This window comes from Flavobacterium quisquiliarum (genome assembly GCF_019308285.1).
GTDB lineage: Bacteria > Bacteroidota > Bacteroidia > Flavobacteriales > Flavobacteriaceae > Flavobacterium > Flavobacterium quisquiliarum.
Genome location: NZ_WWEM01000031.1, coordinates 1 through 26,281 on the forward strand (window position 1 = coordinate 1; position 26,281 = coordinate 26,281).

General features: G+C 33.5%; 20 protein-coding genes. 16 read left to right on the top strand and 4 right to left on the bottom strand.

The window, feature by feature from the left end; genetic code table 11:
• Nucleotides 1-306: 306 nt before the first annotated feature.
• Nucleotides 307-1,035: a biotin--[acetyl-CoA-carboxylase] ligase gene (locus tag GSY47_RS12365; protein WP_179003979.1), complete on the bottom strand. Its 729-nt coding sequence runs from the start codon at nucleotides 1,033-1,035 to the stop codon at nucleotides 307-309.
• A 95-nt stretch (nucleotides 1,036-1,130) separates the two neighbouring features.
• Here GSY47_RS12365 and rsfS point away from each other — a divergent pair, with 95 nt between their 5' ends.
• The 8 genes from rsfS to GSY47_RS12405 all read left to right on the top strand — a co-directional run bounded on the left by rsfS (nucleotide 1,131) and on the right by GSY47_RS12405 (nucleotide 7,888).
• Complete coding sequence (gene rsfS / locus GSY47_RS12370) at nucleotides 1,131-1,502, top strand: ribosome silencing factor (RefSeq protein WP_007809313.1); 372 nt, start codon at nucleotides 1,131-1,133, stop codon at nucleotides 1,500-1,502.
• A 15-nt stretch (nucleotides 1,503-1,517) separates the two neighbouring features.
• The gene (gene ftsH / locus GSY47_RS12375) at nucleotides 1,518-3,443 is read left to right on the top strand and encodes an ATP-dependent zinc metalloprotease FtsH (protein ID WP_179003980.1); all 1,926 of its coding nucleotides are present in this window, start codon (nucleotides 1,518-1,520) and stop codon (nucleotides 3,441-3,443) included.
• A 116-nt stretch (nucleotides 3,444-3,559) separates the two neighbouring features.
• Nucleotides 3,560-4,165 carry a lactate utilization protein B/C gene (locus GSY47_RS12380; RefSeq protein ID WP_091491085.1) on the top strand — a complete coding sequence of 202 codons (606 nt, stop codon included), beginning with the start codon at nucleotides 3,560-3,562 and terminating at the stop codon, nucleotides 4,163-4,165.
• A 1-nt stretch (nucleotide 4,166) separates the two neighbouring features.
• Entirely contained in the window at nucleotides 4,167-5,057 is an 891-nt protein-coding gene (locus GSY47_RS12385; RefSeq protein WP_179003981.1) for a phosphatidate cytidylyltransferase, read from the top strand.
• Complete coding sequence (locus GSY47_RS12390; RefSeq protein WP_179003982.1) at nucleotides 5,047-5,700, top strand: phosphatidylserine decarboxylase family protein; 654 nt, start codon at nucleotides 5,047-5,049, stop codon at nucleotides 5,698-5,700. Before GSY47_RS12385 ends, GSY47_RS12390 begins: the two co-directional genes overlap by 11 nt.
• On the top strand, nucleotides 5,701-5,970 hold the full coding sequence (locus tag GSY47_RS12395) for an acyl-CoA-binding protein (protein ID WP_179003983.1): 270 nt from the start codon (nucleotides 5,701-5,703) through the stop codon (nucleotides 5,968-5,970). It begins immediately after the preceding gene.
• A 7-nt stretch (nucleotides 5,971-5,977) separates the two neighbouring features.
• On the top strand, nucleotides 5,978-6,757 hold the full coding sequence (locus tag GSY47_RS12400) for a superoxide dismutase (protein WP_179003984.1): 780 nt from the start codon (nucleotides 5,978-5,980) through the stop codon (nucleotides 6,755-6,757).
• A gap of 72 nt (nucleotides 6,758-6,829) precedes the next feature.
• Nucleotides 6,830-7,888 carry a glycoside hydrolase family 130 protein gene (locus GSY47_RS12405; protein ID WP_179003985.1) on the top strand — a complete coding sequence of 353 codons (1,059 nt, stop codon included), beginning with the start codon at nucleotides 6,830-6,832 and terminating at the stop codon, nucleotides 7,886-7,888.
• Between the two features lie 68 nt (nucleotides 7,889-7,956).
• Here GSY47_RS12405 and GSY47_RS12410 read toward each other — a convergent pair whose 3' ends face one another.
• Complete coding sequence (locus GSY47_RS12410; protein ID WP_179003986.1) at nucleotides 7,957-9,825, bottom strand: alpha-amylase family protein; 1,869 nt, start codon at nucleotides 9,823-9,825, stop codon at nucleotides 7,957-7,959.
• Nucleotides 9,826-10,113: 288 nt separating this feature from the next.
• Between GSY47_RS12410 and GSY47_RS12415 the strand changes: the two genes are divergently transcribed.
• The 7 genes from GSY47_RS12415 (at nucleotide 10,114) to GSY47_RS12445 (ending at nucleotide 19,349) form a co-directional block, all read left to right on the top strand.
• Nucleotides 10,114-11,796 carry an OstA-like protein gene (locus tag GSY47_RS12415; protein ID WP_179003987.1) on the top strand — a complete coding sequence of 561 codons (1,683 nt, stop codon included), beginning with the start codon at nucleotides 10,114-10,116 and terminating at the stop codon, nucleotides 11,794-11,796.
• A 111-nt stretch (nucleotides 11,797-11,907) separates the two neighbouring features.
• Nucleotides 11,908-13,101, top strand: a complete 1,194-nt coding sequence (locus GSY47_RS12420; RefSeq protein ID WP_179003988.1) for an aspartate aminotransferase family protein — start codon at nucleotides 11,908-11,910, stop codon at nucleotides 13,099-13,101.
• 251 nt (nucleotides 13,102-13,352) lie between these two features.
• Nucleotides 13,353-14,747, top strand: a complete 1,395-nt coding sequence (locus GSY47_RS12425) for a tetratricopeptide repeat protein (protein ID WP_091491100.1) — start codon at nucleotides 13,353-13,355, stop codon at nucleotides 14,745-14,747.
• A 2-nt stretch (nucleotides 14,748-14,749) separates the two neighbouring features.
• A complete protein-coding gene (locus tag GSY47_RS12430) occupies nucleotides 14,750-15,502 on the top strand; it encodes a shikimate dehydrogenase family protein (protein ID WP_179003989.1) in 753 nt (250 codons plus the stop codon).
• A 66-nt stretch (nucleotides 15,503-15,568) separates the two neighbouring features.
• Nucleotides 15,569-16,315 carry a lipid A phosphoethanolamine transferase gene (locus GSY47_RS12435; RefSeq protein ID WP_179003990.1) on the top strand — a complete coding sequence of 249 codons (747 nt, stop codon included), beginning with the start codon at nucleotides 15,569-15,571 and terminating at the stop codon, nucleotides 16,313-16,315.
• A gap of 250 nt (nucleotides 16,316-16,565) precedes the next feature.
• On the top strand, nucleotides 16,566-18,545 hold the full coding sequence (locus GSY47_RS12440; protein ID WP_179003991.1) for a DUF349 domain-containing protein: 1,980 nt from the start codon (nucleotides 16,566-16,568) through the stop codon (nucleotides 18,543-18,545).
• A gap of 384 nt (nucleotides 18,546-18,929) precedes the next feature.
• Entirely contained in the window at nucleotides 18,930-19,349 is a 420-nt protein-coding gene (locus GSY47_RS12445) for an OsmC family protein (protein ID WP_179003992.1), read from the top strand.
• A gap of 69 nt (nucleotides 19,350-19,418) precedes the next feature.
• Here the strand turns inward: GSY47_RS12445 and GSY47_RS12450 are convergent, their stop codons facing one another.
• Complete coding sequence (locus GSY47_RS12450) at nucleotides 19,419-20,687, bottom strand: tetratricopeptide repeat protein (RefSeq protein ID WP_179003993.1); 1,269 nt, start codon at nucleotides 20,685-20,687, stop codon at nucleotides 19,419-19,421.
• Between the two features lie 38 nt (nucleotides 20,688-20,725).
• Nucleotides 20,726-23,374 carry a DNA gyrase subunit A gene (gene gyrA / locus GSY47_RS12455; RefSeq protein WP_179003994.1) on the bottom strand — a complete coding sequence of 883 codons (2,649 nt, stop codon included), beginning with the start codon at nucleotides 23,372-23,374 and terminating at the stop codon, nucleotides 20,726-20,728.
• 257 nt (nucleotides 23,375-23,631) lie between these two features.
• Between gyrA and GSY47_RS12460 the strand changes: the two genes are divergently transcribed.
• The gene (locus tag GSY47_RS12460; protein WP_179003995.1) at nucleotides 23,632-26,178 is read left to right on the top strand and encodes an ATP-dependent Clp protease ATP-binding subunit; all 2,547 of its coding nucleotides are present in this window, start codon (nucleotides 23,632-23,634) and stop codon (nucleotides 26,176-26,178) included.
• Nucleotides 26,179-26,281 lie beyond the last annotated feature (103 nt).

Consider the following 26,281-nt stretch of genomic DNA (forward strand, 5'->3'; position numbering starts at 1 on the left):
TAAATTCTGGATTATTCATAAATAAGTCAATTTTATGTCAACTTATTTCAGGACGAGACAGTCATTATAAATGAAAAGCCTGATTTAACGATCAGGCTTTTTTTATTGTCGTCATTGCCATAAAGGCGCTAAGGCATAAAGTTTTTTTATTTCGCACAGATTTGGATGATTGAGCAGATTTATTTCCCATAAACACGCAGAATTTTTTCACGCAGATTTAAAAAGATTTAAGCAGATTAATTCATAAAACTTTGCGACTTAGCGTCTTTGTGGCAAAAAATCTTAGCATCTCAGAACCTTAGTAACTTAGTAAAGCATTTTAACTTCTTTAATCTCAAATTCTGCAACAGAATCATCTTCTAATAAAACCTGCAGTTTTCCTGTCGGAGAAACACCCTGAATGATTCCCATAAAATTTTGGTCTTCTAGGTTCTTAAAAGGCATCGGAACTCCTTTTTTAAATAAAGAATTAAAATACTTCTTCCATAAAACTTGAGAGGAAGTCTGCCACAATTCAATATTTTCTTTTATTTTTTCTACAATTAAAAAAGCGATTTCTTCTTTATTAAAAGATTTACCTGAAATTACTGCTAAAGAAGATGCGCTAGGAAATTCGGTATAATCAGTTTGATTGACATTGATTCCTATTCCAACAACTGACACAATTCTGCCATCGCTTTTTATGGTGTTTTCGATTAATATGCCAACCAATTTCTTATTGTATGACAGAATGTCGTTTGGCCATTTTATACAGATATCAGGAATATTTAAAAAATTTAAGACTTCACTGACAGCCAAAGAAACCACGACACTCAAATTAAAAACCTGTTCGTTATCAAACAAGAAATCCTTTACCAATACACTCATAATTAAGTTTTTACCAGCTTCAGACTTCCACTTTCCTCCCATTTGGCCTTTTCCTTTTGTCTGATTTTCAGCTGTTACCGTTGTGAAATTCTCCTGTTCATCCTGACTTGATAAGGCTTTCAGGAAATCATTTGTTGAATCTATGGCATCGAGTTTGATTAGTTTCATTAAAATAATTTGAATAACTTAATTTAATATTTTGTTAAGGATCAAAAATAATCACAAAATTTGGTAACTTTACAAATTCACATATAAAATAATTCATGGCGAAAAAGACGATTAATAATGATGTTCTACTGGCGAACATAATAAAAGGGATTGAGGAAGTAAAAGGGAATGATATCGATATTCTTGACTTAAGAGAAATAGATACTGCTGTGTGCGACTATTTTGTAATTTGCAATGGTAGCTCAAATACCCAAGTTAACGCCATCGTAAACTCAATTCAAAAAACAGTATCAAAAGACTTAAAAGATAAACCTTGGCACGTAGAAGGAACAGATAACGCAGAATGGGTTTTAATGGATTATGTACACATTGTGGTACATGTTTTCCAAAAGCATATTCGCGAATATTACAACATCGAAAGCCTTTGGGGCGATGCTAAGATCACTACAATCGAAAACAAATACTAAAGAAACTTTCACTAAATGGCTAAAGATAATAATCCAAATCCGAATAAATTTAAAATAAGTCCTTGGTTAATATACACCGCAATACTTTTAGTTTTTTTATTCATAAGTTTTGCCACAGGAGGATCTAGCTTAAGCGAACCTGCTCAATTAACTTCTTCTAAATTCAACACCTTACTAGAAAAAGGTCAGATTGAAAAAGTTATTGTTTACAACAAAGCAGAAGCTGAAGTATATTTAAACGCAGCTGCTCTTAAAGACCCAGCAAATAAAAAAGTAGCTGAAGATATTTTCAAACAACCAAACAAAGGTCCACATTACACTTTGGAAATTGGTAATGATCAAATCTTTCAAACGAAACTAGAAAAAGCAGTTAGCGAAGGCAAACTAAAAGATTTTAATTTCCTTCAAAAAAATAACTGGAGCGATATTTTAATCAGCTTACTTCCTATCATCATCATTGTGGGTGTATGGATTTTCATCATGCGTAAAATGTCTGGCGGAGGCGCTGGCGGAGGCGGACAGATTTTCAACATTGGAAAATCTAAAGCTAAATTATTCGATGAGAAAACAGATATCAAAACAACATTCAAAGATGTTGCTGGTTTAGAAGGAGCTAAAGAAGAAATTCAGGAAATCGTTGAATTCCTTAAAAATCCAGAAAAATATACCAATCTTGGAGGTAAAATTCCAAAAGGAGCATTATTAGTAGGCCCTCCAGGAACGGGTAAAACTTTATTAGCAAAAGCTGTTGCTGGTGAAGCTCAGGTACCATTCTTCTCTTTGTCAGGTTCTGATTTCGTAGAGATGTTCGTTGGAGTTGGTGCTTCACGTGTTCGTGATTTATTCAAACAAGCAAAAGAGAAATCTCCTGCTATCATTTTCATCGACGAAATCGATGCTGTTGGTAGAGCGAGAGGAAAAAGCAACATGTCTGGCGGAAACGACGAAAGAGAAAACACTTTGAACCAATTACTAACAGAAATGGATGGTTTTGGCACAAATTCTAATGTGATCGTTTTGGCTGCAACAAACAGAGCTGATGTATTGGACAAAGCTTTAATGCGTGCAGGACGTTTTGACAGACAAATTTTTGTTGACTTACCAGACATTAGAGAAAGAGCTGAAATCTTCAAAGTACACTTGGCTCCTATCAAAAAGGTGGAAGGTCTTGATTTAGATTTCTTAGCAAAACAAACTCCAGGTTTCTCTGGCGCAGATATTGCTAATGTTTGTAACGAAGCTGCACTTATTGCTGCTCGTAATAACAAACCAGCTGTAGACAGACAAGATTTCCTTGATGCTGTAGACAGAATTATTGGTGGTCTTGAAAAGAAAAATAAAATCATCACTCCAGAAGAGAAAAGAGCAATTGCAATTCACGAAGCTGGTCACGCTACTGTAAGTTGGATGTTAGAACACGCTGCGCCACTTATTAAAGTAACCATTGTTCCTCGTGGGCAAAGTTTAGGAGCTGCATGGTATTTACCAGAAGAAAGACAAATTGTTAGAACAGATCAAATGTTAGACGAAATGTGTGCTACTATGGGTGGTAGAGCTGCTGAAAAAGTAACTTTCGACAGAATTTCTACCGGTGCTTTGAGTGATTTAGAAAAAGTAACACGTCAGGCTCGTGCCATGGTAACGATTTATGGATTAAACGATAAAATCGGAAATGTTACTTATTACGATTCAACTGGACAAAGTGAGTATAACTTCTCTAAACCATATTCTGATGAAACTGCAAAAATCATTGATGCTGAAATTTCAGAATTAATCGAAGGTCAATACCAAAGAGCAATTCAGATATTAGAAGAAAATAAAGACAAGTTAAACCAACTTGCTGATATTCTGATTGAAAAAGAAGTAATTTTCAAAGATGACTTAGAAAATATATTTGGAAAACGAACTTTTGACAAAAATCTTGAGGAAGTAGTTTCATAAATAATTACGAAATACGTAATAATTTTTCAAAATCTTAATTCAAAACACCCTTTTGAATTAAGATTTTTTTATCTTTGAACGTTTTCAATTAACATGTAAAGTATTTCATATAAAAAATGAATTTTTTCAAAAAAATATTTGGCTCGAGTGAAGCCCCTTCTGATGAAGAGAACGAAAGCGAATATGCAGGGACCTCTGCGCAAAACAGTCATTTATCTTTAGACGAACAGTTTATTTTCAATTTTAAAAAAAATGGTGGTAAATTCTTGTACTGTGAAAACAAAAGTGAGGTTACTGAACAATTTGAAAACATTTTAGAAGAAAATGACTGGTTCGAACAAGAAGTTTTATGCTATGAACCTGCCTTATTTGGTTTATTAGACGAAAACAAATTATTTTACATTGCTCCTTCAAATCCTAAGTTTTTATTAGCAAGCTGTGAAAATCTTATAGCAGACGAAGGTTCTATCTTATTTTCATCTAAACAAATTCGACAAAATAAACCAAACGAATTACCTGCAAATATTGTCATTATAGCTACAACAAGCCAGATTCTTCCAATGAAGAGTGATGGACTTAGCGCTATAAAACGCAAGTACGATAGAGACATACCTACTAACATCACTACAATAAAATATTTCGAAAAAGCTAAAGAAGAAGACTTTACGCAATACGGAAGTGTTGCCAAAAATCTTTATTTATTGCTTTTAGAAGACCTTTAAGATGAACGAAACGCTGAAGAGAACCATTTCTGGTGCTGTTTATATCGCTCTATTATTAAGTTCGATACTGTTTTCAACTGAAAGCTTCATTATCCTTTTTGGTGTTTTCTTAATTATCACAATTTACGAATTTTCGAATATTGTAAATCTAAATAAGGTATTTTCTATTCTTTTCGGTTTACTCATTTACACATCAACAATTCTCGTTAGTCATTACAATAAACAAACGAGCAAATACCTTAATGATTCGTTTAACTCAAATATAAGTCTAGAAACCAATATTAAACAACTGGATTTAATCCTGTTAGCTATCACTATTGTAGTTTCTATTAAATGTATCATATTCTTGTTTTATGACTCTGTTCAAAAGATAAGCACTTCTTCTAAATACCTTTATTTATTAGGCTACATTACACTTCCATTTATATTTATTGTTAAAATTTCTTTTGGAACAAACGATTACAATCCTAAAATCATCATTGGCTTATTTGTTTTAATTTGGACCAATGATACTTTTGCGTATTTAGTCGGAAAATCTATAGGAAAACATAAATTGTTTGAACGTGTTTCTCCTAAAAAAACAATTGAAGGTTTTCTTGGCGGTGTAGTTTTTGCTGCTTTAGCAGGATTTTTAATCTCTAAATTTTACATTCAGCCTAAACCTGAGTTTAGCAATATGTCTATTTTAATTTGGACAATCATCGCTTTAATTGTTAGTGTTTTTGGCACTATTGGAGATTTGATTGAATCTAAATTTAAAAGAATTGCCGGCGTAAAAGACAGCGGTTCGATAATGCCCGGCCATGGAGGTATTTTAGATCGATTAGATAGTGTTATATTTGTAGCACCCATTATATTTTTATTTTATCAAATTTTATATTATGTTTCATAAAGAAGGAGGCCCGTCCATTTTACTAGGTACTGTATTTACTGTAGCTGTACTTTTAATTGCTGATAAATTCATTGATATTGCATGGCTTAGAATGCTTGTTCAATTTGCGGCGGTTTTGATTTTGATCATTATTTTACAATTTTTTAGAAATCCTAAAAGAATTGCAATCAGAAACATCGATCACATCCTAGCTCCCGTTGATGGAAAAGTTGTGGTTATCGAGGAAGTTTATGAAGGAGAATATTTTAAAGATAAACGTTTGCAGGTTTCAATTTTTATGTCGCCAATCAATGTACACGTAACGCGTTACGCAATGGATGGTATCATTAAATTCAGCAAATACCACCCTGGAAAATTCCTTGTAGCTTGGCATCCAAAAGCTAGTGAAGAAAATGAAAGAACTACAGTGGTTATTGAAAATGAAACTTTTGGTGCTATTTTATACAGACAAATTGCTGGTGCACTAGCCCGCAGAATTGTAAATTATGCTAAAGAAGGAATGCAGGTTGTTCAAGGAACAGATGCTGGTTTTATTAAATTTGGATCAAGAGTAGATTTATTTTTACCTTTAGGTACACCAATCAACGTTGAATTAAACCAAAAAGCGATTGGCGGAAAAACAATTATTGCTACAAAGGCATAAATGGCTGATAAAGATTTAGATATTCGTTTTGCTGAAGCTGTAGAAATTGCTATGACAATGACTCAGGCTTCACTGCCACAAGATGTGCAGTTAAGGCTTTACGCGTTTTATAAACAGGCTACTTTTGGAACTGCGGTCTACAATCAATCTGAAAATTTTGATTTGAGAGATGCTTTCAAAACCAATGCTTGGATGCAGATTAGTCATATATCTGTAGACGAAGCGAAAGAAAATTACATTGAGATCATTAATTCATTAACATCAAAATAAAAACATTATGAAGAAAAACGTTGTTCTTTTTACTGCTTTAGCTTCATTTTTACTATTATTTTCCTGTAAAGAAGACAAGCTGACAGAAGTAGTTGAGGTTCCGCTTCCAACAAAAGAAGAGAAAATCACCATAGGTTCACCTAATGAAGTTAAAGCTGATCCCGGTTCTTTTGAAATGACCAAACTGCCTTTTGCTTATGATGGTCTTTCTCCCGCAATAAGATCACTGACCATGGAAACGCATTATTCTAAACACTATCTTTCGTACACAAACAATTTCAATAAAGAAATTGTTTCTACAGAATTTGAAAATATGCCAATTGAGGATATTTTAAAAAAGATGGATTTAAATAACGCTAAACTTCGTCAAAACGCTGGAGGCTATTACAATCACACACTTTATTTTAATATTTTAACTCCAAAAGAGCAAACTCCAAAAGATACGCTTTCGGGGTCTATTAATAAAGAGTTTGGTTCTTTTAACAACCTAACCAATCAATTTAAAGCACAATCTGAGAAACAATTCGGTTCGGGATGGGTTTGGTTAGTAGTAGATCGTTATGGAAAATTACAGATTACCACGACACAAGACCAAGATAATCCTTTAATGAAAAATGCTCTGATTCCAGGAACACCAATTTTAGGAATTGATCTTTGGGAACACGCGTATTATCTGGATTATCAAAACAGAAAGGGAAGTTATATTGACGCTTTTTATGACCATATTAATTGGGAAAAAGTGAACGAATATTATGTCGAAGCGCTTAAAAAGGTCAAAAAAGTATAAAACAAAAAGCTGATACCAAACAAAGTATCAGCTTTTTTTTATACCTTAAGGGTAACTCTAAACACGAATAACATGAAAGATATTGCCAATCGTTTTTTAGAAAATCCTTTATTATCACCATCAGATTTACCTCCAAGCAGAGAAGGATTAGAAATCACCTGTCTTTTAAATCCCGGTGTATTTCAATTTGAAAACAAAATCTGGCTGGCCGTAAGAGTTGCTGAGAGACCAAAACAAGCTGAAAATAGTATTTCATTCCCTATACTTACCGAAACGGGTTCAATTCAAATCATTGAAATTCCAAAAAATCATCCCGAACTTATAGCAACTGATGCCCGCGTTATTAATTATCAGCGAACCGATTACTTAACTACTTTATCTCATATTAGATTGTTATGCAGTGAAGATGGAAAACGTTTCTACGAGCCTGAAAACCATCCTCTTTTAGTTGGCGAAGGCATACTAGAAACTTTCGGAATTGAAGATTGCCGTGTTTCTTTAATTGAAGGGAAATATTATCTGACTTTTACTTCGGTCTCCAATAATGGCGTTGGTGTAGGTTTACGCACGACAACTGACTGGAAAAACTTCGAAAAACAAGGAATGATATTTCCTCCTCACAATAAAGACTGCGCTATTTTTGAAGAGAAAATAAACGGTTTATTTTATGCCTTACACCGTCCAAGCAGTGTTGATATTGGCGGAAATTACATTTGGATTGCTTCATCTCCTGATGGTCTTCATTGGGGAAACCATCAATGTATTATCAAAACCAGAAAAGGAAATTGGGACAGCAAAAGAGTTGGTGCCGGTGCAGCACCTATTAAAACAGAAAAAGGCTGGCTCGAGATTTATCATGGAGCAAATGAAGCACATCAATATTGTCTGGGTGCTTTTCTCTTAGATTTAGAAAATCCTGCCAAAGTCATTTCAAGAACCGAAGCTCCTATTATGTTTCCCTCAACAGATTATGAATTGAGTGGCTTTTTCGGAAATGTGGTATTTACAAATGGTCATATTATAGAACCTGACGGTGATACCCTGACCGTTTATTATGGCGCTTCTGACGAATTTGTCTGCGGAGCGCAGTTTTCAATCAAAGAAATTCTCACATTTTTAAAAGAGGTTTAAAACAAAAAACTTGCTTAGATCTAACAATAAGTCTCCAAGCAAGTTTTAGTTTAAAAAAATATATTGATTTAATTTACTTCATAAATAAACGATTCAGAAGGTTTGATTTTAAATCTTGCCGAACCTTCACCATTTTTCACGGTAAGATAGGTTTTGCTAACTGAATATAATTTATCTATAAGCACATAAGAACCATCTTTTAGATTCCATTTTGAAATCACAGAAGAAGGAATTATTAAATCAAACTCACTTTCTTTTTCTGAAGAGAAATTAGCAATTACAATTAGTTTTTGTTTTTCTGACCAGCGAACATAAGAATATAGTAATGCATCATAATTCGGATTTTGACGGTTTACAGATTGAATTTCTTCAAAACTTCCCATCAAAGCACTGCTGTTGATTGTAAAATTCAATAAACGTTTGTAAAAATCACGAAGGCTTTTTTCTGAATCAGATAATTGCCCGCCATCAAACTTTCCTTCATTCATCCAGCGCTGATGATTCGGAACTCCGATATAATCAAAAATAGAGGTTCTGGAGCGTTTACCAAAACCGGCATCTTCATTTCCAGCCTCCCCTACTTCTTGTCCAAAATAAATCATAGTTGGCGAAGTGCTCAATGTCGCAGAAACGACCATTAAAGGTTTTCCTCTTTCTGGACTCCCTGCAAATTCTGGTGAAGCCAAGCGTTGTTCATCATGATTGTCTAAAAAATGAAGCATATGATGTTCAATATCTGTCATTCTTTTCTGAATATCATTTAACTCATCTGGAAAAGATTTTCCGCGAATAATATCTTTCAGTTTATCGTAGGTTTCTACTTTATCATATAGATAATCCATTTTTCCGAAACGGATGTAATTCCGATATTCATTCGGATTATAAACTTCTGCCAATAAAAAAGCATTTGGATTCTTCATTTTAATTGAAGAGTTCATATAACTCCAAAATTCATACGGAACCATTTCGGCCATATCATAGCGAAACCCATCCACTCCTTTTGCTGTCCAGTACAAAGCGATATCTCTGAACTTTTTCCAAGAATCTGGCACGTCTTTATCCTGCCAAAAAGCAAAATGATCTTTATAACTTTTCTGATCAAATCCAACTGGAAGTTCCGGAAAGTCTTTACTGCCATCAGGACGAACGCCATAATTCACTTTAACAGTTTCATACCAATCGTTTTGATCTGGTTTTACTTTACGTGAACCATTTCCTGTCCATTTCGCAGGATTTTCATCAAATTTACCATCAATAAGAGGATTTTTTTCTCCGTTTAACGGAATATCGCCATCAGGAATTTCAAAATGTTCTCTTGGAATATAATAGAAATTATTATCTCGTTTGTATTCAACTGAAACATCATCATCCGCACCAAAGTCTTTTACGCCAACAGGATTGGATTTACCTTTATATTTTCTCGCAATATGATTTGGAACAATGTCAATAAGCACTTTTAAACCCGCATTATGAGTACGTTTTATTAAGGCTTCAAATTCTTCAAGACGTTTTGACGGATCAACAGCCAAATCAGGATTTACATTGTAATAATCTTTTACGGCGTAAGGAGAACCTGCTCTTCCTTTTACGACTTCAGGATCATCATTTGAGATTCCGTAAACTGTATAATCTCGTACCAAAGCATGATGAGGTACGCCAGTATACCAAATATAGGTAACACCTAAATCTTTAATTTCGTGAAGTGCTTTATCTGTAAAATCATTAAATTTTCCAACTCCATTTTCTTCGATGGTTCCCCAAGGTTTATTGGTTTGATTTTTATTTCCAAAAAGGCGTGTAAAAACTTGATAAACTACAACTTTCTTTTCTGCTGCAGTCTCTTCTTTTGCTGTACTCATTTTTAAATCTTGTGTTTTACATGCTGAAAACAGTACAGTTAATGTAATTCCAGCTGTAATTAATCTTTTGCTTATCATATATTGGGTTAATCTAAATATAGTGTTTTAAATTCTAAACACCTCAATAAAGGCGTCAGAACAAGTCTCTAAAAATAACTCATTTTTTAAAAATCAAAGCATTTCTTTTTCATTTACATCGTTTTCGAACTAAATTAAAACAACTACAACGTGAGAGTTCAATGTTTTGTTGAAAAATAAAATAATGACTCTCACTCCAATTTTCTTGTTAATGACTTATTATAAATTAATGCTAATATCCACCACAGGTTCTAACCTTTTTCATAAATTTGACAAAAATTTAATCAGTTGAAGAAATCACTCTTTTTCATATTTATTTGTCTGTCTTTTTTAAGCGTTCAATTCACTTTCGCGCAAGCAAAAAAAAAACCTGCACAAACACCTAAAACAATTGTCATCGAGAATGCTGATTATTCTGATGTAGATCAGGTTAATGCACCAGATGCTCTGTTGCTAACTGGAAACGTAAAAATAAATCATGACGGTGTTGTACTTACCTGCAACAAAGCTTATTTTTTTCAAAAAGAGAATTATTTAAAAGCATTTGGAAATGTACAATTAGTACAGGGAGATACTTTATTCTTAAACAGTAAATATGCAGAGTATAGCGGTAATGCAAAAAAAGCTTTTGCAACAGGAGATGCCGTTTTAACTTCACCAGATGCTACATTGAGAACTGACACGATTAATTTTGACAGAAATGTTCAGGAAGCTTTCTATAACACCAAAGGAACTATTGTAAACAAGGATAATACTTTGGTAAGCAAATCCGGAAGATATTATGCCGAACAAAAGAAGTTTCAGTTTCTCACAGAAGTAGTTATTACCAATCCTAAATATGTAATCAAGTCCAATCATTTGGATTATTACAGCAATTCAGGTCATACTTATCTGCTTGGACCTTCTACTATTACAAGTAAAGAAAATTACATTTATACCGAAAAAGGTTTTTACGACACAAAGAAAAACTTAGCCCATTTTCTCCGAAAATCGTATATTAAATATGACGATCGGCGTATAGAAGGAGACAGTTTATTTTATAACCGAAATACCGAATTTGCATCGGCGACACGAAATGTCAAAATTACGGATTCTATTAACAAAGGAATTGTAAAAGGACATTACGCAGAGCTTTTCAAGTTAAAAGATTCCATGTTTGTCACTAAAAGAGCCGTTGCCATTAACTTAGTTGAAAATGACTCGGTTTATATTCATGGCCAAAAATTAATGGTTACTGGAAAAGAAGGCGAAAGAATTTTAAGAGCCTATAAAAATGTTCGTTTCTTTAAAATTGATATGAGCGGAAAATGTGATTCCATACATTCTGATTCCAAAATAGCCTTAACTAAATTAATTGGAAATCCGATTATTTGGAATGGAGAAAATCAGATTACTGGTGATGTTATGCATCTAATTGGTGATAATAATACCCGAAAATTAGATTCTTTAAAAGTTTTAAATAATACTTTTCTCATCTCAAAAGATACACTCGGAGCCGGATATAATCAAGTCAAGGGACTCAATTTGTTTGGAAAATTTCGGGATGGAAAACTACATGATGTCGATATAATTAAAAATACAGAGGTTATTTATTACAGCCGGAATGATCAAAACGAACTTGTTGGAATTGATAAAAGCGTAAGCAGTAAAATCAATTTGATTTTGGAAAACAATAAAATTGAAACTCTTACACTCTTCAATAATGTCGACGGCGATATGTTTCCTGAAGATGAGCTTCCAGAAAATGCACGAAAGCTTCGAGGAATGGTCTGGCGCGGTAATGAACGTATTAAGTCCAAAGACGACATTTTCACCGCAGAAGAAAATGAAATGAATGAAAAACTGATCAAAGAAGGGAAAGACGAGGAAGAAAAAGGTAAGAATGTCCCAATGAAAGTCAGGAAGGAAACTTTAGATTACGACAAGAAGAAACCCGCTGTAAAACCTGCAATAACACCTAAGAAAAAATAGTTTTCGGTCGCAGTCACAGTTTTCAGTCCCTAAACAACTGAATACTGGGACCGAAAACCGAAACTTGGCTTAGCATCTCAGCATCTTAGTAACTTAGAAGCTTAAAAAAAAATGAATCCAGATTTTATAAAATACCAGGCACAAACTTCTCCCTATCCTTTAGGAATGGAAGTTTCGCATGCTATTGGCTCTTACATATACGACACAAATGATAAAAAATACTTAGATTTTGTTGCAGGGGTTTCAGCCTGTACACTCGGGCACCAGCATCCGCGTGTAAATCAAGCTATAAAAGATCAATTGGACAAATATTCTCATGTAATGGTTTATGGAGAATATTCGCAGAGTCCAGCCGTTCAATATTGCAAAATGATGGCTTCGCTTCTGCCTGAATCACTTAATAAAACTTATTTAGTTAATTCGGGGACAGAAGCTATTGAAGGAGCCCTAAAATTAGCCAAAAGAACCACTGGAAGAAGTCAGCTAATTTCATGTCATAACGCATATCATGGAAATACCATGGGTTCCATGAGTGTTATGGGGTTTGAAGAACGAAAACAAGCATTTAGACCTTTGCTTCCCGATGTTGATTTTATCACTTTTAACAACGAAGAAGATTTACAAAAAATAACTAAACGAACCGCCGCTATTCTTTTAGAAACCATTCAAGGCGGTGCTGGCTTTATTCAACCCGAAAATAACTTCCTTCAAAAAGTCAAAAAACGCTGCGAAGAAGTTGGTGCTTTAATGATTGTCGACGAAATCCAGCCAGGCTTTGGAAGAACAGGAAAACTTTTTGGTTTTCAGAATTATGATGTTATTCCCGATATCGTGGTAATGGGCAAAGGAATGGGAGGCGGAATGCCTGTTGGAGCTTTCACCGCATCTGCAGAAAGAATGGATCTTTTAACCGAAAATCCAAAACTAGGTCATATTACCACTTTTGGTGGTCACCCTGTCATTGCGTCAGCCTGTTTAGCTACTTTGCAGGAATTAACTGAAACAAATTTAATGGCAGAAACTCTGGAGAAGGAAAAACTCTTCAGATCGCTTTTGGTACATCCTTTGATAACAGAAGTTAGAGGAAAAGGATTAATGCTGGCTGCGATGACAGAATCTGCTGAAATTACCAACGAAGTCATTCTAAATTGTCAAGACAAAGGATTGATATTATTCTGGCTTTTATTTGAAGGATGTGCGATACGAATTACACCTCCACTTACTATTTCAGAAGATGAAATTCGCGAAGGCTGTTCTATCATTTTAGGAGTAATGGATGAAATAATGAAAAAGAATACTAAATAAAACTTCAGATTTTTTCAAAAGAATAATATTGTTTTATCTGGAATTTAATTTCATTAAGACATTTTCAGCATTAAAAGAAAATAGACAAAATCGAAGCTAATCTCTTGACAACAAGAGAGATTTCTTCCCAAAATCGAATAAAAAACGCCATATATTGTTAATTAAATTGTTCAAAACAATTAATTTCTTATCCTTACAGCAATTATATGGTTGCCTAAATTTATATCAGGCTAATTTCAAATATACGAAGTATGCAATTAAGCAACGAAGAAGAAGATTATAACCTATCCCTATCCAAATTTGAGTCGATGTTAAAAACGAACAAAGTACTCTTTTTTGATTCTGAAGAATTCGAAGAAATCATTCTTCATTATTTAGACATAGGCAAGGCTAATTTAGCAAAAAAGGCCTTAAAACTTGCATTAGACCAACATCCAAAATCTACAGGCTTAAAATTAGTACAAGTAGAAATGTTGGTTTATGATGACAAACTCGATCTGGCTGAAAAGCTTTTGAATGAGTTGTACGCAATTGAACCTAACAACGAGGAAATCTACATCCAAAAAGCCAATATCTGTTCCAAGAGAGATCAACACGAGAAAGCAGTCGAACTGTTAAAAATCGCGTTGCAGTACACTGACGACTATGCTGATGTATATAACTTAATTGGAATGGAATATCTTTTTATGGATAATCTCGAGCTGGCAAAAGAGAATTTTATCAAATGTCTTGAAGAAGACCTAGAAGATCAATCTGCGCTTTATAACGTAGTGTATTGTTTTGAATTTTTAGATCAAAATCAGGAAGCTATTGTATATCTTAACGAATATATCAACAGAAATCCGTACAGTGAAATTGCATGGCATCAGCTTGGACGTCTTCATTATGGCGTAAAAGAATACGAAAATGCAATTCGAGCATTTGATTATGCAACGTTGATTGATGACGAATTCTTAGGTGCTTTTATGGAAAAAGCAAAAGCGTACGAACGTCTGAAAAAATACAACGAAGCAATTGAAAGCTACAACAGAACAATAGAACTAGACGACGCAACATCTTACGCTCTTCTTCGAATTGGAAAATGTTACGAAAAACTAGGAAATTTAGCTAAAGCAATTCAATACTATAACCAGACTGTTCATGAAGATCCTCTTTTAGATAAAGGATGGATTGCGATAACAGATTTTCACCTTCGTCAGAAAAACTATCAAAAAGCATTATTCTTTGTCAATAAAGCTTTGGCAATTGACAATCAGAATCGTTTATACTGGAAAAGATATGCGACAATCAACAAACACATGAATTTCTTTGAAGAAGCCGAATTCGGTTTTAGAAAAGCGGTTGAGTTTGGAGATTATGCATTAGATACTTGGTTATACTGGGTTGATATTCTACAGTTTTTAGGAGAATTCGAAAGTGCTATTCAGACTTTGTTACAAGCGTCGGAATATTTTCCTGAGGAAAACGAAATTGAATATCGTTTGGCTGGATTGTACTTTATGATTCAAGATACCACAAAAGCTAAATTCCACTTAAGCAATGGCTTACGTCTTAATTTTGATAACTATATCTTAATTGAAGATTTATTTCCTGTGGTTTGGTCAAAAAAAACAGTAAAAAATTACATAGAAAAACATCGTAAATAAGAATGGTTGATATTTTATTAAGAAGACGTTTTGGATTATTAGGGCGTAACATTAGTTATTCTTTTTCAAAAGGTTATTTTACAGAAAAATTTAAAAATGAAGTTTTTGCTGGTAACAGCTATGAGAATTTTGACATTTCGGAAATTAATTATTTCACTGAATTAATTAAAAACAATCCAGATTTAAAAGGGTTAAATGTTACCATTCCTTACAAAGAACAAGTTATTCCTTTCTTAGATAAATTATCAAGAAAAGCTACTTTAATTGGTGCTGTTAATACCATAAAATTCACTAAAAGTGGCAAATTAAAAGGCTACAATACCGATTATTACGGATTTAAAAAGTCTTTAGAACCGCTTTTAGAACCACATCATAAAAAAGCGCTTATTCTGGGAACAGGCGGTGCTTCTAAAGGTGTTGCTTTTGCTCTAGATGAATTGGGTATTCCGTATACTTTTGTTTCCAGAGAAGCGAAAGAAAATATTATCGATTACGATTTGATCAATGCCACTACTTTTGATAATTTCCAAATTATAATCAACTGTACGCCAGTGGGAACAAGTCCAAACATTGATGCCTGTCCAAGCTTGCCTTATGAGTTTTTTACAGAGAAGCATATTGCTTACGACTTAATTTATAATCCCGCAGAAACTACATTTCTAAAATTATCAAAAGAAAAAGGTGCTGTAATCAAAAACGGTCACGACATGCTGATTTTTCAGGCAGAAAAAGCTTGGAAAATTTGGAACAAATAAAAAGAAGTAAAAAATAAAATGTTAACGTATTTTTTGTATTTTTAAATCACTTATTAACAGGTGGTTATGAGAAAAATACAAGTATTTAGCATTTTATTTTTTTTATTTCACAATCTTCTTTCAGCTCAGAAAAACGATACCTTACAAAGTCCTTTCTCTGAGCCTCGTTATCACTATTTTCTTAAGACAATTATATTTTTTGATGAGTATTTAGATACCAATAATGGATCATTTAACACTACTCAATTGCGTGTTCTGCTTCCAATTGGAAACAAAGCTTGGAATTTACGTTTTGATCTTCCATTAATTTCTGCAAATACCAACTCTATAAACAAAACAGCAATTGGAGACGTCGGTATGGGAATAAGTTATATTCCTTACATGAAAAATACAAACGGAATTGCAGTAAGAGCAAGAGTGTATGCCAATACTGCCGCAGATCCCAATTTTGGGACAGGAAAATGGGTTGCAATGCCTGCAGTAATTTATGGAAAATATTTATTTGAGAAAAAAATTCTATGGCTGTCAACTCTAGAATATCAAGGAAGTTTTGCTGGTCAAAATGATCGAAACGATATAAGTGTTACCATTTTTGAAAATGTAGTCCTTCATTTTTTTGGAAAAAATTGGGTCGCAGGAGATGTTGCTTTTAGATACAATGCTATCATAGATGGTTTTCAAAACAATGCTTTTTTAGAATTTGGGCGGAAAATTACACCTACAAATCTAGTATATGTGCATCCCAGCGCAGGATTTGGCGCAAACAGAACCTATAATTTTGGAATTGAAATGGGGGTTTTGATTCTTTTCTAGTCAAAGAAAAAAATCAATAGAACCTTACTAATTTACATTTTTACAGTAATAATCAAAAAAAGAATGCAGATTTTGAATTTATGGATACCTCAGTTATTCAATCAAAAGAAATTCAACATAATAGTGAATAAGCTTAAAGAATAAGAATTTCGTCGTAAAATACAGCATAATCAAGCGATTTATTTTGTATTTAGAAACACCTTTACTATCTTTCGCTCTGTTTAAAATAAAAACCTTATACATTTTAAAGATGTTAGAAGAAAAGAATGATAACCTGCATGATGCAGACGGAAAATCAGGAATCGAAAGCAATGATGCTACAGCAAATGATGCAATTGAAATATCTGATCCTGAAACTTTAGTTGAGAATTCAACTTCAGAAACTCAAAATAACGATGATACTACTGAAAATGCGAATCAAGAAGCATTGGATGTGATCACCAATTCAAATGCTGCTGAGAGTGAAGACGAGACTTTAAAAGAACGTCATGATATTCCAATGCAGGATTATAACACATTTTCTTTAGATGCACTTGTAGATGAATTAAAGAAATTGGTTAATACAGACAAAGTAATGTCTGTAAAAGATCATATTGAAGAAATTAAAAAAGCTTTCTTACTACAGTATCATCATCTTTTGGAGGAAAAGAAAGAAGAGTTTCTGGCTTCTAACACAGATCCAAATGAAGAATTTGAATATCATTTACCTTTAAAATCAAAATTTGACGAATATTATAATGTTTTTAGAGATAAAAGGAATATTCATTTCAAGCATTTACAAACTAATCTAAAAACAAATTTAGAAACTCGTCTGGCAATAGTTGAGGAATTAAAAGAACTAATCAATCCGCAGGAAAACATAAAAGACACTCTTAAACATTTTAATGAGTTAAGAGAAAGATGGAAAAATGCTGGTGCAATTCCAAAAGACAAATACAATCACGTTTGGAACAATTACCATTTTCATGTGGAGAATTTCTATGATTATCTTCATTTAGACCGTGAAGCGAGAGATTTAGATTTTAAACACAACTTAGAATTAAAACAAAAAATTATCGCTCGTGTCGAAGAATTAGTAAACGATACAGATGTAAACAAATCTTTCCGTGAGTTACAGGATTTACACCGAATTTGGAAAGAAGATATCGGACCAGTTTCTAAAGAACACCGTGACGAAATTTGGAATCAATTTAGCGAGCTAACTAAAAAGATACACGACAGGAGAGAAGTTTTGTTTGAAAACCAAAGAGCTAACGAACAGCAAAATCTTGAGATTAAGAAAGAAATCATTTCTAAAATTGAGGTTTTAGGCACCGAAAAAGTAAATTCTCACTCGCAATGGCTTGTACAAATTCAAAAAGTAGAAGAATTAAGAAATGAGTTTTTTGCAGCTGGAAAAGTTCCTTCTGAGGTAAACGAAGAAACTTGGGCTGCTTTTAAAACGGCTGTTAGAAACTTTAATGCTTTTAAAAATTCTTTCTATAAAGATATTAAGAAAGATCAAACTGATAATTTAAATAAAAAACTTGCTCTTGTAGCTAAAGCAAAAGAATTACAAGAAAGCACCGATTTTCAAGCCACAACTCCTGTAATGAAACAAATCCAGGAAGAATGGAAACAAATTGGTCACGTTCCTAAAAAATATTCAGACAAAATCTGGAAAGAATTTAAAGATGCCTGCAATCATTATTTCGACAAATTAAAAGAACACAAATCTGAAGAAAACAGTGAAGAAGTAGCCGCTTTTGACAACAAAAAAGCTTACTTGGAAACCTTGAGAGCTTTTCAGTTAACCGGAGACCACAAAACAGATTTAGACGCTATAAAAGCACACATTGAAACTTGGAAAGGCTTTGGAAAAGTACCTTTTTCAAGACGTCATATCGAAGGAAAATTCAATAAAATCCTAGATGCTCTTTTTGAAAAATTAAGTTTAAGCAAAAAAGAATCTGAAATGATGCGTTTTGCTAATCGTATTGATTCTCTTTCTGACAGCAATGATACTCGTAAATTAGATAATGAAAAAATCTTTATTATGCGTAAAATTGAAGAAGTTCAAAATGAAATTTTCCAGTTAGAAAACAATATTCAGTTTTTTGCCAATACTAAAAATTCTAAAAAAGAAAACTCAATTGTTACTGAAGTACGCAAAAACATTGCTATTCATAAGGAAAGCCTTGAAGTTTGGAAAGATAAACTGAAACAACTAAGAAACTTAGGTCAGGAATAAGAACTGAGTTAAAGCAAATCATAGAAGGTGTAGTGAAATTTTTCATTGCACCTTTTTTTTATATCTTAAATGTTTCTTTTACTGCAAAGCACGCAAATATTTTTTTATGTTTCTGATTGTTAAAAAAAGTAAAGTTCACAAAGCTTTATCTATATAAAGCTTTGTGAACTTTTTATTTACGAACACAACCTAATAAAAAAATCTTTGCTCCCGATAGCTATGGGGATTGCGGTAAAAACCTAATCCAACCAAAAATCCAAAACTTAACATTCTAATTAAATTCTATAAAACAATTCTGTAAAATATTGATTATATTTGATTTACCACATTATCTTTTGATAATCAAACAAATAACAACATTTTATTAATTTTAATACCACACAGATGAAATTTACAAGAAAAGCACACGCCAACTGGAAAGGAACTGGTATGGAAGGAACAGGAACTATCAGTACTCAAAGTACCACTTTAGACAATGCTCAACTATCTTTTAAAACAAGATTTGCTGATGGTGTTGGCACAAACCCAGAAGAACTAATTGCGGCGGCACATTCTGGCTGTTTTACGATGCAATTAAGCTTTTTACTGAATGAAGGAGGATTTACCGCTGATGATTTAACCACAGAAGCAACAGTAACTTTTGAAGACGGTTCAATCACTTTAATTCACTTAGATTTAAAAGGAAAAGTCCCTTCAATTTCTGCTGAGGAGTTTACAGCTACAGCTAACAAAGCAAAAGAAATCTGTCCAATTTCTAAACTGTTAAATACTACGATTACATTATCAGCTGAATTAGTTAACTAAAAAAAATAAACATAAAAAAAAGCCATTCGATTTCGAATGGCTTTTTTTATGTTTAAAACGAATGCCTTATTACATTTTAGCTTTTAATGCTTTAGCTTCAGCAGTCATTTCAAGAGCACTGTAAACTCCTAATAATGTTTTAGAAACATCCTCATTCTTAGGATCTAATTCATTTGCTTTTTTAAGGTAAGGAATTACACCTTTGAAAACACTTTCTCTCTGAGCTTTTAAAACATCGTAACGTTTCATATCTTTAGCAGAAGTACCTAATTTATTCATTTCATCAATGATTGGTTTTTCAGCTTCTAACTTTAACGCTGCAAGATTTAAATAAGCATTAGCATAATTAGGATTGATTTCAATTGCTTTTAAGTAATATTTCTCAGCATCTGCATTATTATTTGCACCTGCACTAAGTACTCCTAAGTTAAATACTAAATCAGCATTATTTGGATCTTTCTCCAAAGCTTCATTAACTAACTTTTTGTAAGTATCAAAATCTTTAGTCTCTAAATATAAGTTAGCTTCTGTCAAGATTAAAGAAGTATCTTCTGGATTTGCTTTTCTAGCATCTGCAATTGCTTTTTTAGCATCTTCAGTACGTCCTTTTTGAACTAAGATTAACGCTAAGTTTTTGTAGATCTCACCTCTTTTTGAAGGAATAGCTTCTGTTTTAGGTTTTTCGTGTGTACCTAATTTTACAGCCATATCTCTTTCTTTAGCATTGGCAAAGTTATCCTCATTATTATTAGCTTTATTTTCAGCTAAATATAAAGTACCTTTTCCAGAATAGTTCACTTTTTTCAACTCTTCATACATTGGCAATGCTAAATCGAAATCTTGTGCATTTACAGCGGTTGAAGCAGCATAATACAAGTTAATTGTATCTTTTTTATCTAAAGCATAAGCCTCATACAATTTTTTCGCTCCTTCAGCATGTTTATTCGCTTGAGTATCGGCAATAGCAGAGTTAATCAACTGACCTTTAATATTAGTAATTGAAGTCGCTGCTTGAGTAGAAAATTTTTGTTTTCCTGAAGTTTTTTCAACTTCAATTAATTTTTTATAACTCTCAGCTGCAGCAGACAAATTTTTGCTTTCCTCAACTTTTTTGTTTGCTAACTCTAAATAAGCATTTCCTTGAACGAAATAAAATTGAGCCTGCTCAGTATCTTTAGCATTTGCTACTAAATTTTCAGCATCTTTTAAGATTGTAATTGCACCTTGTGCGTCACCACCTTTTAATGCTTTTTCAGCGTTTTTAATTTGATCTTTTTGAGCAAACGTAGCTACAGAGATCAGTAATGCTGATGCTAGTATTACATATTTACTTTTCATAGTGATTTATTTGTATTTAAATTTTTTATTTAATTTGATTATTCTTCTGACTCTTCTTCCTCAGAATCTGCGTCATCTTCATCATCAATTACTTCATCATCAGAATCGTCGTCATCTTCAACAGTTCCATCATCTTCAAGAACTTCATCAAGATCAGGCTTAACTCTTTCGATTACAGACTCAATTACATTTCCATCCTCATCTACAACTACTTCTTCAGCATCATCCTTCATTACTTTAGTTACTGCAGCGATAGAATCTTTACCTTTAAGGTTAATCAACCTAACCCCTTGAGTAGCACGTCCCATAACACGTAAATCTTCAATTGCCATTCTGATAGTCAATCCAGATTTATTGATAATCATCAAGTCATCTGCATCAGTAACCGCGTTGATAGAAATTAATTTACCTGTTTTCTCCGTAATATTAAGTGTTTTAACACCTTTACCTCCACGGTTTGTAATTCTATACACATCTTCTCCATCTTCGTCAACTAATTTGGTACGTTTTCCGTATCCGTTTTCAGTTACCACTAAGATCTGAGATTCTGTAATATCATTTTTATCAACAGTTACCATTCCGATTACTTCATCAGACTCATCTTTTAAAGTAATTCCACGAACTCCAGAAGCAGTTCTTCCCATCGGACGCGTTTTAGTCTCCTCAAAACGAACCAATTTACCAGACTTCACAGCCATAATAATTTGGCTTTCTCCGTTCGTTAACTGTGCTCCGATTAATTCATCACCTTCTTTAATTGTAATCGCCGCAACTCCATTAGCTCTTGGTTTAGAATATTTCTCTAAAGAAGTTTTCTTCACCTGACCTTTTTTCGTTACCATTACAAGGTTATGTGTATTGATATAATCTTTATCTTTTAAGTCTTGTGTACAAATGAAAGCTTTTACTTTATCATCGCTTTCAATATTTACCAAGTTCTGAATTGCTCTACCTTTTGCTGTTTTACTTCCTTCTGGAATTTCATAAACACGCATCCAGAAACATTTTCCTTTTTGCGTAAAGAACATCATATATTGGTGGTTTGTTGCTACGAACATGTGCTCTAAGAAATCTTGATCTCTTGTTCCCGCACTTTTCTGTCCAACTCCACCTCTATTCTGTGTTTTATACTCAGATAAATTCGTACGTTTGATATAACCAGCATGCGAAATTGTAATAACTACACTTTCATCAGCAATTAAATCTTCAATACTTACATCACCTCCAGAATATTCGATTTGAGAACGACGATCATCCCCATATTTATCACGAATTTCAGTAAGTTCTTCTTTAATTAAGTCAGTTCTTAAATTAACATCTGCTAATAAAGCTTTCAAATGCTCAATTAATTTCATTAATTCATCAAACTCAGCTCTTAATTTATCCTGCTCCAGACCTGTTAACTGACGTAAACGCATCTCAACAATTGCACGAGCCTGAATATCTGACAATTTAAATCTCTCGATTAATTTTTCTCTTGCCTCATCAGTATTTTTAGACCCTCTAATTAACGCAATTACTTCATCAATATTATCCGAAGCAATAATTAATCCTTCTAAAATATGCGCTCTTTCTTCTGCTTTACGTAATTCAAACTGTGTTCTTCTTACTACTACATCGTGACGGTGCTCAATAAAATAATGAATCATATCTTTCAGATTCAATAATTGAGGACGTCCTTTTACTAATGCAATATTATTTACACTAAAAGAAGACTGTAATTGAGTATACTTATATAAGGTATTTAAAACTACATTTGGAGTAGCATCACGTTTTAAGATATAAACGATACGCATACCTGTCCTATCTGACTCATCACGGATATTCGCAATACCTTCAATTTTTTTCTCGTTAACTAAATCAGCCGTACGTTTAATCATTTCGGCTTTGTTAACTTGATAAGGAATTTCAGTAACAATAATACATTCTCTTCCATCTACTTCTTCAAAACCAACTTTCGCACGCATTACAATACGTCCTCGACCCGTTTTAAAAGCTTCACGAACACCTTCATAACCATATATTACACCACCAGTTGGAAAATCTGGTGCTTTAATATGTGTCATTAATTCATCAACTTCAATATCGTTATTATCTAAGTACGCTAAAGTACCATTGATAACTTCAGTTAAATTGTGTGGTGGCATATTAGTTGCCATACCAACTGCAATACCTGTTGCTCCATTTACTAATAAAGTAGGAACTTTTGTAGGCATTACTTTTGGTTCATATAAGGTATCGTCAAAGTTTAGCTGAAAATCAACAGTTTCTTTTTCGATATCTGCCATAATTTCCTCAGAAATTTTGCGCATTCTAGCCTCAGTATAACGCATTGCTGCTGGACTATCTCCATCGACAGATCCAAAGTTACCTTGACCATCAACTAATAAATATCGCATACTCCACTCTTGAGCCATACGAACCATTGCGTCGTAAACAGAGGTATCTCCGTGCGGGTGGTACTTACCCAGAACCTCTCCCACGATTCTTGCAGATTTTTTATGGGCAGATCTTGAAGTTACTCCCAAATCATACATTCCATAAAGAACTCTTCGATGCACTGGTTTCAAGCCATCTCTAACATCCGGAAGTGCTCTTGATACAATTACTGACATCGAATAATCGATGTAAGCTGATTTCATTTCATCTTCAATGTTAATAGGAATTAACTTTTCTCCTTCAGACATAAGTTGTTATATTAAATAATTATAATAGTTTCAAAGCGTGCCAAGATACGTTTTTTTAAAATTTTTTCAGCTATTTCCTTACACTTATTTAAATGATTTATTAACAACTTTATTTTGGCTTTTAGTTAATAAATTAAGCGTTTTTTAACGCTTTTATTGTCTTTTTTTTCGTCTATTAGCTGACAAGACTTTTCGAAGGGTACGGTTTTTGTTTTTAAAACAGTAATTCACTAAATTTACAATACCAATTATATATTATGGATGATAATTTTTCACCAAGAGTAAAAGATGTTATTACGTATAGTAAGGAAGAGGCACTACGTTTGGGCCACGACTTTATTGGTACTGAACATCTAATGCTGGGCATTTTAAGAGATGGTAACGGAAAAGCTATTCATATACTTAATAACCTAGCAGTCGATTTAGATCATTTACGCAGAAAGGTAGAAATACTGAGCCCTGCTAACCTGAGCGTTGAAGTAAATGCAGAAAAGAAGAATCTTCATCTTACCCGACAGGCCGAAAGAGCCCTGAAGACCACTTTTCTTGAAGCAAAAGTATTTCAAAGTTCATCAATAAGCACGGCACACCTGCTGTTATGTATCTTGCGCAACGAAAACGATCCAACAACCAAGTTACTGAATAAACTAAAAATAGATTATGATGTAGCTAAAGAACAGTATTTAAATATGACTCCAAACGAAGAAGAATTCTTAGAAAACTTGCCAAGAAACGAATCGTACAATGACGATTCAGGACAAGATGACAGTCTAAAAGAAAGTAGTTTTAATAATCCCGCCAATAAGTCAAACAAAAAATCTAAGACTCCAGTTTTAGATAATTTTGGGAGAGATTTAACAGAAATGGCCGAAGAAGGAAAACTAGATCCAGTTGTAGGACGCGAAAAAGAAATTGAACGTGTTTCACAAATTCTAAGCCGTAGAAAAAAGAACAATCCACTTCTTATTGGAGAACCTGGGGTTGGTAAATCTGCTATCGCAGAAGGACTTGCCTTACGTATTATTCAAAAGAAAGTATCTCGTATTCTTTTCAACAAACGTGTTGTGACTCTTGATTTAGCAAGTTTAGTTGCTGGAACAAAATACAGAGGACAGTTTGAAGAAAGAATGAAAGCCGTAATGAACGAGCTGGAGAAAAACGATGATATTATTCTTTTTATTGATGAAATCCACACTATTGTAGGCGCTGGAGGAGCAACAGGTTCGCTTGATGCTTCAAACATGTTCAAACCTGCTTTAGCGAGAGGCGAAATCCAATGTATTGGTGCTACTACTCTTGATGAGTACAGACAATATATTGAAAAAGACGGTGCATTAGAAAGACGTTTCCAAAAAGTTATTGTTGAACCAACATCTGTTGAAGAAACAATCGCTATTTTGAATAACGTAAAAGACAAATACGAAGATCACCACAATGTGACTTATACTCCAGAAGCTATTGAGGCTTGTGTTAAGTTAACGAACAGATATATGTCTGAGCGTTTCTTACCAGACAAAGCTATTGATGCAATGGACGAGGCCGGATCACGTGTTCATATCACCAACATTGATGTTCCGAAACAAATTTTGGATTTAGAGCGTCAATTGGAAGAAGTTCGCGAGCTTAAAAATATGGTTGTTAAAAAACAAAAATATGAAGAGGCTGCAAAACTTCGCGACGATGAAAAACGTATCGAAAAAGATTTAGCTATCGCACAAGAACAATGGGAAGAAGATTCTAAAAACAACCGAATTGAAGTTACAGAAGATAATGTAGCCGATGTTGTTTCGATGATGACTGGAATTCCGGTTAATAGAATTGCGCAAACAGAAAGCAATAAATTAGCTCAATTACCTGAATTAATTCAGAACAAAGTAATTGGTCAAAACGAAGCAGTTCTTAAAATTGCACGTTCTATTCAACGTAACAGAGCTGGACTTAAAGACCCTAATAAACCAATTGGTTCATTCATATTCCTAGGTCAGACTGGTGTTGGTAAAACACAACTAGCTAAAGTATTAGCAAAAGAATTATTTGATTCTGAAGATGCTTTAGTTCGTATTGACATGAGTGAATACATGGAGAAATTTGCGATTTCTCGTTTAGTTGGAGCGCCTCCGGGATATGTCGGGTACGAAGAAGGTGGTCAATTAACTGAAAAAGTTCGCAGAAAACCATATTGTGTTGTACTTTTAGATGAGATCGAAAAAGCACACCCAGATGTATTCAATATGATGCTTCAGGTTTTAGATGACGGATATCTGACTGATAGTTTAGGTCGTAAAATTGACTTTAAAAACACGATCATCATCATGACATCTAACGTTGGTGCTCGTCAGTTAAAAGATTTCGGACAAGGAGTTGGATTTGGTACTGCAGCAAGAACAGCTCAGGCCGATGAGAATTCAAAAAGCATTATCGAAAATGCATTGAAAAAAACTTTTGCTCCTGAATTCTTAAACAGAATTGATGACGTAATTGTATTCAACGCACTAGAAAAAGCTGATATTGATTTAATTATCGAAATCGAATTAAAAAAACTATATTCTCGTATTGCAGAGTTAGGATACAAACTAAGCTTGACAGAAAAAGCAAAAGCATTTATTGCTGAAAAAGGTTTTGATAAGCAGTTTGGAGCTCGACCGCTGAAAAGAGCAATCCAGAAATATGTTGAAGATTTGTTAGCGGAAGAAATCATCACTTCTAAAATACATTCAGGCGATGAAATCTTGATGGACTTAAAAGATGATTCACAAGAATTATCAGTTGAAATTCACAAAGCCGAAGAGCCGACAAATCAGTAAATTAGTTAAAATTTATAACAGAAATAACTTACCCGTTACGTTTTCATAACATAACGGGTATTTTTTTTGCAAAAATCACTATCTTTAATAAAAGCAAATAGCT